This window comes from Clostridium nitrophenolicum (assembly GCF_055391695.1).
Genome location: NZ_AP042469.1, coordinates 3,939,238 through 3,953,085, shown reverse-complemented (window position 1 = coordinate 3,953,085; position 13,848 = coordinate 3,939,238). Strand labels below are relative to the sequence as shown.

Here is a 13,848-nt window from a genome sequence, read left to right as displayed (position 1 = left end):
AAGATAAGGGAGGTTACTATGAAAAAGTCAAAGTTATGGTTTAGTTTCTTCGTTGGGCCTATACTAATTGCATTTCTACTGGTTGTAATTATACCTGCTTTATTAGGAATATATTATTCTTTTACTGATTGGAATGGTATAGAAAACAAAGCAGCATTTATTGGAGTTGCAAACTATTTAGAGATATTTAAAAAAGAAAACGGATTTTTGCGAGCCTTTATATTTACTGCAAAATTCTCTATTGTATCTGTTTTTATGATAAATTTAATTGGTTTTGGACTAGCGCTTCTGGTTACTAGAGAAATGAAAGGCAGTAATATTTTAAGAAGTATTTTCTTTATGCCAAACATGGTTGGAGGACTTATACTTGGATTCATATGGCAATTTATTTTTACAAAAGCTTTTGATGCAATAGGCATCAAACTAGGACTAGATTTCCTGCGAGGCTGGCTCTCAACTACAGGAACTGGTTTTTGGGGATTAGTAATATTAATGTCTTGGCAGATGTCAGGCTATATGATGGTTGTCTACATAGCTGCACTTCAAGGTATTCCGGAAAATCTATTGGAAGCTGCGGAAATAGATGGAGCAAATTCTTTTGAAAAGCTTGTGAATATAACAATTCCACTTGTAGCACCTGCATTTACAGTAGGACTTTTCCTAACACTGTCTAACTCTTTTAAATTGTTTGATCAAAACTTATCTCTTACAGGTGGTGCCCCATATGGATCAACTGAAATGTTAGCATTGAATATTTACAGTTCCGCATTTGTTTACAATAAATTTAGCTTAGCTCAAGCTAAAGCAGTAGTATTTTTAATTGCAGTAGCTGCGATAACATTGACACAATTAAGCTTTAGTAAGAAAAAGGAGGTAGAAATGTAATGAAAAAAAGCCTTCAAAAAAATATATTATGGAGCATATTTGCGTGTTTTGTAGCAATTATATTCTTAGCACCATTGTATATTGCCTTTACAAATTCTTTTAAAACTCAAAGAGGTATTTACACGAATGTTATAAGTATTCCTTCAAAGGATGTCTTTACACTAGGGAATTATGTTCAGGCCTTTAAAGACTTAGAATTTTTTCATTCTTTCATGAATTCTTTTTTAATTACAACATCTAGTACTTTACTTATAGTAATTTTTGCTTCAATGGCTGCTTGGATGTTAGTTAGATCAAAGACGAAATTAAGTAAATTCTTATTCTTTTTATTTGCAATAGCTATGCTTATCCCATTTCAAGCTGTAATGCTGCCTCTTATCAATCTAATGGGAAAATTACATTTATTAAACCCTGTAGGAATAGTACTCATGTATTTAGGCTTTGGATCTAGTTTATCAATAATTATGTACCACGGTTTTATTAAAAATATACCAGTAGAACTAGAAGAAGCAGCAACTATTGATGGTTGTAACAAATTGCAGATATTTTGGCTCATTGTTTTTCCATTATTGAAGCCAATAACTGTAACTATAAGTATTTTAAATGCTATGTGGATATGGAATGATTTCTTACTGCCTCAACTCGTTATAAATAAACCGGGATGGCAAACTCTTCCACTTAAAATGTTCTATTTCTTTGGAGAGTATTCTAAACAATGGAACTTGGCATTAGCAGGGCTTGTTTTGGCAATGATTCCAATAATCATATTCTATCTATTTGCTCAAAAACATATAGTAAAAGGAATTACTCAAGGATCTATTAAGTGATGAACTTTTTACTCATGAGGTGATAATAATGAAAGTTTATAAATTAAATGATAATGTAGTTAAATATACTTTTGGAAATCCTATAAATACTGATGCTGTAGTTTTAAGCGATGAAGAACTTTATAAAGATGATATTGATTTCTTTAATATAAAGGCTGAAGAAGACTTAAGCTTTAGTTATATAATGCACAAAACTGATATTGTATATGGACTTGGTGAAAATCAAAGAGGAATGAATAAGAGAGGCGGAATATATGAGGCCTTTTGCAGTGATGATCCAATGCATACTCCAGACAAAAAATCATTATATGGTGCTCATAACTTTATAGTTATAGATGGAAAAAACAAATTTGGAGTTTTTGTTGATTGTCCGGGAAAAGCTGTCTTTGATATAGGTTTTTCTCACAAAGATGAGTTGAAAATTAAAATAGAAGAAAAAGATGCAAATATTTATATTATCAATGGAAAGTCAGCAAAACAGATTGTAAAGGAATTTTTAAATATCATTGGTGAAACCTATGCTCCTCCAAAGTGGGCCTTTGGATATCAGCAATCTAGATGGAGCTATGAAGATGCTAATGCTATTAACAAAATTGCAGATAAGTTTATAGAGAATAAAATTCCCTGCGATGCAATTTATCTTGACATTGATTACATGGAGAGCTTTAAAGATTTTACCATAGATGAAAAAGCTTTTCCAAACTTTAAAACCTTTGTACAAGATCTTAAGAATAAGGGCTTTAGGCTTATACCTATAATTGATGCAGGCGTTAAGATAGAAAAGGATTATGACGTTTGTGAGGAAGGTGTACAAAAGGGTTATTTTTGTACTGATGAAAATGGTAATAATTTCATTGCTGCGGTTTGGCCAGGAAGATGTCATTTCCCAGATTTTTTAAATAGTGAAGCAAGAAGATGGTTTGGTCTTAAATACAAAAATCTTACTGAATTAGGTATAGAAGGTTTTTGGAATGATATGAATGAACCAGCCCTATTTTATACAAATAGAGGGTTAAAAGAAGCAATTGAAGCGGCAAAGGCTTCTGAGAAGGAAAATTTAGATATTTATTCTTGTTTTGCTTTAAAAGATAAATTTATTAATATGTCAAATAACATAGAAGATTATAAAAGCTTTTATCATAACATAGATGGAAAACTTATAAATCATTATAAGGTTCATAATCTCTATGGTTATAATATGACCAGAAGTGCAGCAGAGGGATTAAAGGAAATAGAAAATAATAAAAGATTCTTATTATTTTCCAGAGCTTCATATATAGGAATGCATAGATACTCTGGTATATGGACTGGAGATAATAGTTCTTGGTGGGAACATATATTACTAAATATAAAAATGATGCTATCTTTAAATATGTGTGGATTCTTGTATATTGGTGCAGATACTGGCGGATTCAGCAATAATGCTAATAGCCAGTTAGTTATAAGGTGGACACAATTTAGTTTATTTACACCGTTGTTTAGAAACCATTCTGCTATGGGAACTAGATTCCAAGAACCTTTCTCCTTTGATGAAGAAACAAATAGCATACTTAAAAAAGCAATAGAACTTAGATATGCTCTAATACCATATATTTATTCTGAGTATATGAAAGCAGTTAAGAATAGAGATATGTATTTTTTACCACTATCCTTCGTATATGAAGATGAAATGTCAAAAAGAATAGAAAATCAGTTGTTATTAGGAGATTCTCTAATGCTTACTCCTATATATGAAGAAAATGCAATAGGAAGATATGTTTACCTTCCAGAGGATATGCTTTTGTGGAAGGTTAAGGAATATGAGAAGAGTAAGTACAGCATAGTTAAGCAGGGGCACCATTATATAGATGTAGATTTAGATGAAGTACCAATTTTTATTAGAAAAAATAAAATGTTAGTTTTAGGCAAACATGCACAAAATGTTGAAAAGCTAGATAATAAAGAGTTAAATATAATAGCTTTTGTAAAGGACAAAGCAGAATATATTTACTATGATGATGATGGAAAAACCTGTGGTTATAAAAATAATAGATATACAGAAATATTTATTCAAATTGAAAAGACAGAAAAAGATTATGTAATAACCGTTGAAAATAGAGGAAATGAATTTGTTAAAGAATTAAATTTTGAAATAGTTGATATTGACGGAAACATAAATAGAAAAAAGATTTACTTAAATGGATAAAGGAGAAGGGCAATGATTACAAGAAGTAGCGGTATTTTAATGCATATTGCATCTTTGCCTAGCCCATATGGAATTGGAACCTTTGGCAAGGAAGCTTACGAGTTTATAGATTTTTTAGTAGAAGCAGGGCAAAGTTATTGGCAAATACTTCCTATAGGACCTACAGGAGCGGGAGATTCACCATATCAATCCTTTTCAACCTTCGCAGGTAATCCATATTTTATAGATTTGGATTTACTTAAAGAAGAGGGAATACTTACAAAAGAAGAGTATGAAAATGTGGATTTTGGTAATGATCCTGAAAAAGTAGATTATGAAAAAATGTTTAACAATAAAATGCCTATATTAAGAATTGCTTTTCAAAATAGCAAAGGAAAGTATAAAGATGAAATAAAAAGTTTTAGATTTGAAAATAAGGCATGGCTTGAGGACTATGCATTATATATGGCTGTAAAATCAGAATTTGATTTGAAGTCCTGGCAGGAATGGGATACAGATATTAAATTAAGAAAGAAAGCAGCTTTAGAGCATTATAAGGAAGAATTGAAAAATGAAATAGATTACTGGGTATTTTTACAACACATATTCTTTAAACAATGGGCAGCATTAAAAAACTATGCAAATATTAATGGAATAAAAATTATTGGTGATATTCCAATTTATGTAGCTGAGGATAGTGCAGATACTTGGGCGAATAGTGAAGTGTTTATGCTTGATGAAGAGAAAAGACCTATTGTTGTTTCTGGGTGTCCTCCTGATGCATTTTCAGCTACAGGGCAATTATGGGGGAACCCTATATATAATTGGAGTTATTTAGAAAAAACTCATTATAAATGGTGGATTGAAAGAATCAAAGGAAATATTAATCTATATGATGTAACAAGAATAGACCACTTTAGAGGCTTTGAATCCTTCTGGCAAATACCTTATGGAGAGCCAACAGCTGTAAATGGAAAATGGGTGAAAGGCCCTGGAATAAAGCTTTTCAATGCAGTAAAAGAAGTATTAGGAGAAGTAGACATTATTGCTGAGGACTTGGGATATTTAACACAGGAAGTTATAGAGTTTAGAGATGCTTCAGGTTATCCAGGAATGAAGGTATTGGAGTTCGCTTTTGATACAAGAGAAGAAAGTGATTATTTGCCTCATAACTATGAAAAGAATTGTATAGTTTATACTGGAACTCATGATAATGATACTGTTATGGGATGGTTTGAGAATACCCAAAAGAGTGATACAAATTTTGCTAAGAAATACCTAAAGCTAAATAAAAAGGAAGGATATAACTGGGGTTTTATAAGAGGTGCATTAAGCTCTGTTGGGAACTTAGCTATAGCACAAATGCAGGATTATTTAGGGCTTGGAAGTGAAGCAAGAATGAATATTCCTTCGACTTTAGGTGGAAACTGGCTTTGGAGAGCAAGAAAAGAGTACTTAAATCATAAATTAGCACAAAAAATTAATAAAATTACAAAACTATATGGAAGGTAGAGGTAAAATGCTGGATACTAAGGAATTTAAGATAACTATAGAAAGAATTTTAAAAACAGACTATGGTAAAAGTATAGATAAGGCAAAGGATTATGAGAAATATAATGCACTTTCTAAGGCAGTCATGGGAATAATAATTGATAACTGGAATAAGACAGCTGAAGCATATGCAAAAGGTAAACAAGCTTATTATTTATCTGCTGAATTTTTAATGGGAAGAGCCTTAGGAAACAACCTAATGAACTTAGGAATTTATGATGAAGTTAAGAAAGTCTTAGAAGAATTAAAGATAAATATAAACGATATCGAAGAAATAGAGGAAGATGCAGGTCTTGGTAATGGAGGCTTAGGAAGGCTAGCTGCTTGCTTCATGGATTCATCAGCTGCTACAAATATTCCTTTAACAGGCTACGGAATAAGATATAGTCATGGACTATTTAAGCAAAGTTTTAAAGAGGGTTTCCAGATGGAACATGCTGATAATTGGCTAAAGTATGGAGATCCTTGGTCAATAAGATGTGAGGATGATGCTGTTATCGTTGAGTTTAGCGATGAAAAAGTAAAAGCTATTCCATATGATACTCCTATTATTGGATATGGAACAAATAATATAAATAAGCTTAGACTATTCAAAGCTGAACCTTTACAGGATTTTGATTTCGAATTATTTAATTCTCAGGAATATACAGAAGCAGTAAAGGAAAAAAATAGAGCTGAAGATATTTCAAGGGTGTTATATCCAAATGATTCTACAGTGGAAGGTAAAATGCTAAGATTAAAGCAACAGTATTTCTTTGTTTCAGCAGCTTTAAAGGATTTAGTTAGAAGCTTTAAAAAGCAACATGGAAATAACTTTGAGTTGTTTAAGAACTATCATGCAATTCAACTTAATGATACCCATCCGGTGGTAGCTATACCAGAACTTATGAGAATACTTATAGATGAAGAAAAACTTAGCTATGACAAGGCATGGGAGATTGCTGTAGCTACATTCTCATATACGAACCACACTATACTAAGAGAAGCTCTTGAAGAATGGGATATTGAACTTTATAAAAAATTAATACCTTCAGTTTATAAAATAGTAAAAGAAATAGATAAAAGATTTATGAGAATGCTTGGACAAAAGAAATATAGCTATGAAAAAATTAATTCAATGAAGATTATTTATAAAGGTAGAATTAGAATGGCCTGGCTTGCAATTCATGGTACTCATGCTACTAATGGCGTTGCAGAGCTTCATACAGATATATTAAAAAATCAAGAATTAAAAGATTGGTATGAACTTTATCCGGATAGATTTTTAAATAAGACTAATGGTATAACTCCAAGAAGATGGCTTGCATTATGTAATAAAGAGTTATCAGCATTTATTACAGAGCTTCTTGGCAGTGATAACTGGATTACAGATTTAAGTGAATTAAAGGATTTAGAAAAATATATAGATGATAAAGTTGTCTTAAATAAACTTTTAGAAATAAAACAATTGAAGAAAGAGCAATTGGCGACTTATATTAATAAAAATGAAAAAATAGAAATTGACCCAAATTCCTTATTTGATATTCAAATAAAGAGATTACATGAATATAAGAGACAGCTTTTAAATGCCTTTGGCATTTTAGATTTATACTTTAGATTAAAGGAAAATCCACAAATGGATATTGTACCAAGAACCTTTATTTTTGGAGCTAAAGCAGCACCAGGATACCTTAGAGCTAAGGGGATAATAAAGTTTATAAATGAAATAGCCAATTTGGTTAATAATGATGCTGAAATAAATAATAAAATAAAAGTGGTATTTGTACAAAACTATAGAGTTTCCTATGCGGAAAAATTATTTCCAGCAGCGGATATATCTGAGCAAATATCTACTGCAGGTAAAGAAGCATCCGGTACTGGAAATATGAAGTTCATGTTAAACGGAACTCCTACTATAGGAACCTACGATGGTGCTAATGTAGAAATAGTACAGGAAGCAGGAGAAGAAAATAACTTTATATTTGGAGCTAGAGTAGAAGAAATAGAAAAAATTAAAGATACTTACAGTCCTGAGGAGTACTATGAAACTGTGCCAGGATTAAAAAGGGTTGTAGATACATTAATTGATGGAACCTTTGATGATGAAGACACTGGAATGTTTGAGGAGTTATATACATCTCTCCTTGAAGGTGCAAGCTGGCATAGTGCTGATAACTACTTTATATTTAGAGACTTTGCAGATTATAGAGATGCTCAAAATAAGGTTGATGCAGCTTACAGAGATAAATTAAGTTGGACAAAAAAATGTCTAATGAATATTGCCAATGCAGGTAAGTTCAGCAGCGACAGAACTATACTAGAGTATGCAAAAGAAATTTGGAATGTAGAAGCTAAACAAGTTTAAAAGTATAGATATTCAACCTAAGTATTTGACTTATTAGCGGTATTCATAGGGGTACTTCTTCTGTACTGTTAATAATTTTGGTTATCTCTAAGGCTTGCCGCTAAGAACCTCAACAATCTTAAATAAACTCGCTATGCTCAAACAGTATTTAAGATTGATGATGTTCTAAAGCAGCTTCGCCAAGAGCTAACATAAAATCATTAAATGTACTGTCAGATGTACCCCTATGAATACCTTAGTTATAAATATCTATGTGAAAAGTAACTTTCAGTCTAATGCTCTATATAGGGTCTTATGTCACATAATTTTTATTTTACAAATTAAAGGCTTCTAACTTAATTAAAGTTTTTACTGCTGATTAGGAGATGTGTTATTATGGTTAAAATTATTGGGGAGATAATTAATAGGTTTAGTAAATTGCCACAGGTAGAGGCAATAACATTAGCGGGCTCTACTGCATTTCAAACTGAAGATGAGAATTCAGACATAGATATAGATGTATACATAAATAGTGATATACCAGTCTTTGAAAGAGAAGTAATTGCTAAAGAATTTGCAGACTATATGGAAATTGACAATCAGTTCTGGGGTCCAGGAGATGAGTGGAAACTAAGAAATTCTGAAAAGGCTATAGATATAATATATTTGGATATGAAATGGATAAAGGATTATCTTGAAAAAGTAATAGATAGGCATGAAGCTAGTGTAGGTTATACCACTTGTTTTTGGCATAATGTGATAGATTCAAAGATTGTGTTTGATAGAAATGGACAACTGTCAGCAATTCAAGATAAGTATAATGTAAAGTATCCAAAAGAATTAAAGGAAAATATCGTTGCAAAGAATTATCCTATATTGAGAAAAAATATGTCTTCATACTATTACCAAATTGAAAAGGCTATTAAAAGAAAGGATTTGGTTAGTGTAAATCATAGAATAGCTGCACTGCTTGCAAGTTATTTTGATATCATATTTGCTATAAATGAAATACTACATCCTGGAGAAAAGAAGCTGATAAAAATTATAAATAATAAGTGTGATAAGATACCTTTTAATATGGAAAAGAACATAGCAAATATTCTCAATAATTGTATGAATTTTGATAGTGGAATACTAGAAGAAATAAATGAACTTGTACATAACTTAACAGAGCTACTTAAGAAAGAAAATATAGTATATCTTTAAATTTTAATAAGTAAGGAAGAATTATAAGATTAAGCCTCTAGGTGGAGGTAAGCAAAAATTTATGTAAAAGAAAGAAGGTAATAAAATGAATTGTTATGAAGCAATGTTAAGAATGATTGAAATTGATAAAGAACTGCAGAAACTTGGAAGTGAAAAAGTCAATCTGGTTGAGAACTCAAATGAATATCAAGTTATAGAACAAGAAATGAATACTTTGGATACAGAATTCTTAGTATTAAAACATTCTTTGCAAGATACTACTTTAATTATTAGAGAAAAGTTTTAATAAAAACGCCCTAGGTTTTAGTGTCCTAAGGCGTGTTTTTATTAACTATTTATTTTTGCATTTGCTCAAGCACCTTTGTCATTTTATGAACTATAGGTGGAGCATCCATTTTAGGAGCATATATTTCAATCAAGCATAATCTCTCATTGCATTGAACTTCTGCCTTCTTTATTGCTTCATCAAGTTCTTTATTTGTATAAACCTTCGCTGTATAAGATTCTCCTCCAAAGGCTGTTATGAGCTTTGAGTAGTCCCACAAAGGCAAATCATTGTAATGGGTATTTTTTTGAGCTACATTAAGATATTTTTCAATGGTATATTCTTTGTTGTTAACTAAGAATATAATAGGCTTACAGTTATTATGCAGCATAGAGCTGAACTCTTGAACTGTCATTTGATTAGAGCCATCTCCTACAAACAGGATTACACGTCTGTTTTTTGCTGCTATGCAGGCACCAAAGGCTGCAGGAGTTCCATAACCTATACTGCCCCAGCCACCCTGAGTTATATAAGTTGCGCCTTTTGGCAGGTTTAATTGTGCTATTCCAAATTCAAAAGTACCAGCATCTGCAATGAGTATATCATTTTCCTTAAGCATTTTTTGAAATCTTGGATAATAATATTTTGAAGAAATATCTTCCTCCAATGATATATTGACATCAACATAAGGAGAAGGTGCAGTTGGAACATTAGTCATCCTTTTATTAATCCTTGTCAAAAGTTCATTTAACATATCCTGTATTAGTATATTTTCGTATGCTGCCATGCCAATTTTCACACTATCAGGCTGAAGTTCTATAATATTTAAAGGGTTTAACTTTGCAGTAAAGGAACCGGTATTGTAGTCTGACCACATAGTACCAATAGCTAAAATACAGTCAGAAGTTTCAACTATATTTTGTACTTCCTTGTTTCCAAGGTCTCCAGCATATAGGCCAATAAAATTTTTATGGCTCTCATCAAAGGAGCCTTTACCCATCATCATAGTAGCTACAGGAAGGTTCATTTTATCTACTAACTGCTGGACTTGAGCCTGAAGATTATATCTTGACACATGAACGCCAGAAAGAAGAACTGGTCTTTGTGCTTGGGTTATTATCTTATCTATGTGCTGTATTGCAGCCTGTAAGGAATTTTGATTTGTCTGCTTAATCGTAAGGTTAACATCTCTATTTATTATAGGCTGATTGGCAATATCAGTTGCGATAAGCAGATATACGGGTTTCTTTGTTTCCTTTGCTTTTTGAATAGCTGCCTTAATCTCAAAGACTGCATTTTCGGGAGTTATTGTTGCTGTATATTCTGTCAAGTGTTCATAAACTTTTCTGAAAACATCAAAGTCTCCATCTAATAAGGTGTGGTGCATTTGTTTATGCGCCTGCTGATCCTTTGTTTTAGGACCGCCAACTATATGGATAACGGGCACATTCTCACAATAGGAGCCTGCAATAGCATTGCAAGCACTTAATTCACCTACTCCAAAGGTAGTTATTAAGGCGCTTATTCCTTTAACTCTTGCGTAGGCATCAGCTGCATAGCCAGCATTTAATTCATTATGGCAGTTAACAAAATTTATGCCTTCATACTTTTCTAGAATATCTAAAAGTGAAAAATTATAGTCTCCTGGAACACCAAGGATTTCTGTAATGCCTTCGCTGATTAAACAATCATATAAATAGTATCCAACAGTTTGCTTTAATTCAGATGAATTCACACTATTCTCAGACATTTTTTTCCTCCCTAATTTTAAAATAGTTAGTTTAACCTTTTGTATGGTAATTCTGTAAATATCAATGTGAAGCTTAATTTATTATTACCAGAATTATTGCAATATACTATAAAGGTACTCGCATTAGTGTAAATTCACACATTCTTTGCAAGATACTACTTTAATTGTAAGGCACTACTTTAAATCATAAGGTGAAAATTTTAATAAAAACGCCCTAGGTTTTAGTGGCCTAGAGCGTGTTTTTATTAACTATTTATTTATATCTTTAAAAGCTTTGTTTAAATTACCTGTTAAGGCATTTAATAGATCATCATTAGGCTCTATTACCCAACCTTTATCACCTTTAACCAATTTAATGTCAACTTCTGTTGTGGTTTTAGCTGCATTTGGATCATTCATTGCATTTAAAAATGCTTGCATTATCTGATTCTCAACAGCAGCATTATTTTTAGAATCATTTTCAGTGGCAGAAAAAGCTGATGCAAGAAGAGTAGGCATTAAATCCCCAACTGTCTTACCATATATTCTAGGTAGGTCTAGTGAAGTAACTTTAGCTTTTACAGTAGCATTATTACCATTTACTGTAGAAGAAACACTTTCGTAACTTATTTTTGAGAAAACAGCTTTAACTATTTTTTCTTGATTTGCATCATCAAATTTAAAGTCACCTTTGTTACCTTCTTTTTTCATATAAGTTGCCATAGTATTAAAATCTGATTTTTTAGCGGCTTCAAAGAAATTCTTTACTGTTTCATCTGGTTTAGGTCCACATGCAACCAATGTTAAAGTGAATAAAACTGAAGTTAAGATTAGAGTTAATTTTTTTAAGACTTTCATAATTAATCCCCCTTATAATACGATAACATAATTAAGTATAGGCTTTGTACTTTGTCCCCTTTCAATTATTTGTAAGCGAATGAAGCACAATGTAAATTATATATTCTTATTACATTATTGTAAATATATTCAACATAATATGACAAATATAGATAATTTGTAAACAATATGTTTGGATTAAAATGTAAAATTAACAATTGTTTTCTAGAAATTATATTAACATCTTATACCCAAAAATATAATGCAAATGGAGGTTAAATGCCTAAATGGCATTTAACGGGTAGAATTGTCCAGTGGTCGTAGACAAACTCCACCTGAAGCCAAGAATTCTGTTTATATAAAGTATTTTAATATTAGTTTAGTGAAATCAATTCAGTTTAATTATTTTACGTAAAAAGAATATTATGATCAACCCTGCAATGATATAAGTTCCAGTATGGGATTCTTTAACTGGTGCAGACTCTAAGTAGCCTACACTTCCTTGCCAAGAAGAGGGGTTTTCAGATGGAGGTGATGCATAATATGAGTAGACATATTCTCCGTCATCAGAAGAATCAACATATATATCATTTCCATTCATAGATATAATTACAGGCATACCCTTTGCAGGTACAACGTTGCTGCTTTTAAGAATACCTCCTTTAAATTTACCATTTGTAATTACGGAATCTTTTTTAGTTGTGCTATCAATAGTCGGTGCAGAAGTAATTTTCTCAGTTTTAATAGGTGTACTAGTACTTGAAGGTTTACTTACGGTTTTTGTATTAGAGAAATCTCCACTTTTAGAAGTACTAGATGTATTAGATGAATTCTTACTTGGAGATTTGGATTCGTTTTTAGTAGAGCTTGTATTACTAAAGTCTCCGCTTTTAAAGTTACTAGAACCAGAAGAGGGGCTTTTTGTTGAAGTTGTAGATTCACTCTTAGTAGAGCTCGAATTGCTAAAACTTCCACTTTTATAACTACTTCCAGCAGATTTTGAGGATGACGATCCTGATGATGAATTGGAAGATTTAGAGGATGAACTGGAAGACTTAGAGGATGAACTTGAAGATGTTCCCCCCTTAGAATAAACTGTAGAAAAACTGTTAAATATGAGAAGAAAGGCCATTAAAAAACATAACAAATATTTCTTTATGATAAACTCCCCCTTAAACCAATGTAATAAATGAAAAATTATATTTTGTATTTTATCCGATGACTACTCGCTCTAATACTCCCTCTTCTCAAAGAGGGAGTAAAGAGCGGCTACGTCCCTGGATTCGTTCAACTAAGAATCAGGTGGGGTTTGAAACCCCATCTGATTCAAGTTTCCACTTCATCAAAGTGTCTCTTGTGATGAAGTTTTTAATTTTAAACGTGATTTTTTTACATAGTATACTATTATTATTGCTAGAACGACTAACCATATATATTTGTAGTTATCAGAAGGCTTAATTTTATCAGAATGTGATGTTATAGTAGAGATAATACTATTAGATGCATATAATACTCCATCGCTATACTTTTTTTCATTAAAATATGTTGGAAAATCTTTTATAGTAGTCATAGAAATATAGGGTTGCAAGTTTTTACTGGAAAAAAGTATATATTGCCTTTCTTTAGTTGATGTTAGAAGTATCACATACTTACCTTCAATTTTCCAATTAGATATCAATTCTTTACAATATTTATCAATACTCATGTCCTCTAATTTATCTATAGTTATCACATATACTGCAACATTTGTATTATCTTTTAGTTTGTCTAAATCAGATTCTAGCTTCTTTGAGGTATCGCTAGAAAGTACATTTTCATAATCAGCTACATATGTATGTGACCATGGTTTATCTACGGTATATTTGGCGTAAACTGAAGTTTCTGAAAGTAATAATATAGGTATAAGGAAAAATAATATAGATAAAACTCTTCTAATCATAAAAATTTCCCTCCTCTTTATGTATATTATACCATTAATCATAAAATGTGGAATAAAGTAATTAAATTATATATAGAAAAATATATAATTTTAGGATATTTTACATTAAAGTGTAAATAAAT

Annotated in this window: 11 protein-coding genes; 7 read left to right on the top strand and 4 right to left on the bottom strand. The window is 31.3% G+C overall.

Features of this window, described 5'->3' with window-relative positions:
* Window positions 1-18: 18 nt before the first annotated feature.
* The 7 genes from ACZ5N4_RS18700 to ACZ5N4_RS18670 all read left to right on the top strand — a co-directional run bounded on the left by ACZ5N4_RS18700 (window position 19) and on the right by ACZ5N4_RS18670 (window position 9,242).
* Window positions 19-885, top strand: coding sequence for a carbohydrate ABC transporter permease (locus tag ACZ5N4_RS18700; RefSeq protein WP_464204021.1), 867 nt, complete (start codon window positions 19-21; stop codon window positions 883-885).
* Window positions 885-1,712 (top strand): carbohydrate ABC transporter permease, encoded by an 828-nt coding sequence (locus ACZ5N4_RS18695; RefSeq protein ID WP_464204020.1) that lies wholly within the window; start codon window positions 885-887, stop codon window positions 1,710-1,712. Before ACZ5N4_RS18700 ends, ACZ5N4_RS18695 begins: the two co-directional genes overlap by 1 nt.
* Window positions 1,713-1,740: 28 nt before the next feature.
* Complete coding sequence (locus tag ACZ5N4_RS18690) at window positions 1,741-3,897, top strand: TIM-barrel domain-containing protein (protein WP_464204019.1); 2,157 nt, start codon at window positions 1,741-1,743, stop codon at window positions 3,895-3,897.
* A gap of 12 nt (window positions 3,898-3,909) precedes the next feature.
* On the top strand, window positions 3,910-5,388 hold the full coding sequence (malQ, locus tag ACZ5N4_RS18685) for a 4-alpha-glucanotransferase (protein ID WP_464204017.1): 1,479 nt from the start codon (window positions 3,910-3,912) through the stop codon (window positions 5,386-5,388).
* A 7-nt stretch (window positions 5,389-5,395) separates the two neighbouring features.
* Window positions 5,396-7,771, top strand: a complete 2,376-nt coding sequence (locus tag ACZ5N4_RS18680; protein WP_464204016.1) for a glycogen/starch/alpha-glucan phosphorylase — start codon at window positions 5,396-5,398, stop codon at window positions 7,769-7,771.
* A gap of 375 nt (window positions 7,772-8,146) precedes the next feature.
* Entirely contained in the window at window positions 8,147-8,956 is an 810-nt protein-coding gene (locus ACZ5N4_RS18675; RefSeq protein WP_464204015.1) for a DUF4037 domain-containing protein, read from the top strand.
* An 85-nt stretch (window positions 8,957-9,041) separates the two neighbouring features.
* A complete protein-coding gene (locus tag ACZ5N4_RS18670) occupies window positions 9,042-9,242 on the top strand; it encodes a hypothetical protein (RefSeq protein WP_464204014.1) in 201 nt (66 codons plus the stop codon).
* A 49-nt stretch (window positions 9,243-9,291) separates the two neighbouring features.
* Here the strand turns inward: ACZ5N4_RS18670 and ACZ5N4_RS18665 are convergent, their stop codons facing one another.
* The 4 genes from ACZ5N4_RS18665 to ACZ5N4_RS18650 all read right to left on the bottom strand — a co-directional run bounded on the left by ACZ5N4_RS18665 (window position 9,292) and on the right by ACZ5N4_RS18650 (window position 13,726).
* Window positions 9,292-10,971, bottom strand: coding sequence for an alpha-keto acid decarboxylase family protein (locus ACZ5N4_RS18665; protein WP_464204013.1), 1,680 nt, complete (start codon window positions 10,969-10,971; stop codon window positions 9,292-9,294).
* Window positions 10,972-11,220: 249 nt separating this feature from the next.
* Complete coding sequence (locus tag ACZ5N4_RS18660) at window positions 11,221-11,808, bottom strand: nuclear transport factor 2 family protein (RefSeq protein ID WP_464204012.1); 588 nt, start codon at window positions 11,806-11,808, stop codon at window positions 11,221-11,223.
* 367 nt (window positions 11,809-12,175) lie between these two features.
* Window positions 12,176-12,919, bottom strand: coding sequence for a hypothetical protein (locus ACZ5N4_RS18655; RefSeq protein ID WP_464204011.1), 744 nt, complete (start codon window positions 12,917-12,919; stop codon window positions 12,176-12,178).
* Between the two features lie 210 nt (window positions 12,920-13,129).
* A complete protein-coding gene (locus tag ACZ5N4_RS18650; RefSeq protein ID WP_464204010.1) occupies window positions 13,130-13,726 on the bottom strand; it encodes a TPM domain-containing protein in 597 nt (198 codons plus the stop codon).
* Window positions 13,727-13,848 lie beyond the last annotated feature (122 nt).

Excerpts from the sequence above, each read along its gene's own strand:
- ACZ5N4_RS18670 (WP_464204014.1), top strand. The coding sequence starts at position 9,042 with ATGAATTGTTATGAAGCAATGTTAAGAATGATTGAAATTGATAAAGAA.
- ACZ5N4_RS18695 (WP_464204020.1), top strand. The coding sequence starts at position 885 with ATGAAAAAAAGCCTTCAAAAAAATATATTATGGAGCATATTTGCGTGT.
- ACZ5N4_RS18655 (WP_464204011.1), bottom strand. The coding sequence starts at position 12,919 with ATGGCCTTTCTTCTCATATTTAACAGTTTTTCTACAGTTTATTCTAAG.
- ACZ5N4_RS18690 (WP_464204019.1), top strand. The coding sequence starts at position 1,741 with ATGAAAGTTTATAAATTAAATGATAATGTAGTTAAATATACTTTTGGA.
- ACZ5N4_RS18665 (WP_464204013.1), bottom strand. The coding sequence starts at position 10,971 with ATGTCTGAGAATAGTGTGAATTCATCTGAATTAAAGCAAACTGTTGGA.
- malQ (WP_464204017.1), top strand. The coding sequence starts at position 3,910 with ATGATTACAAGAAGTAGCGGTATTTTAATGCATATTGCATCTTTGCCT.
- ACZ5N4_RS18660 (WP_464204012.1), bottom strand. The coding sequence starts at position 11,808 with ATGAAAGTCTTAAAAAAATTAACTCTAATCTTAACTTCAGTTTTATTC.
- ACZ5N4_RS18700 (WP_464204021.1), top strand. The coding sequence starts at position 19 with ATGAAAAAGTCAAAGTTATGGTTTAGTTTCTTCGTTGGGCCTATACTA.
- ACZ5N4_RS18650 (WP_464204010.1), bottom strand. The coding sequence starts at position 13,726 with ATGATTAGAAGAGTTTTATCTATATTATTTTTCCTTATACCTATATTA.
- ACZ5N4_RS18680 (WP_464204016.1), top strand. The coding sequence starts at position 5,396 with ATGCTGGATACTAAGGAATTTAAGATAACTATAGAAAGAATTTTAAAA.
- ACZ5N4_RS18675 (WP_464204015.1), top strand. The coding sequence starts at position 8,147 with ATGGTTAAAATTATTGGGGAGATAATTAATAGGTTTAGTAAATTGCCA.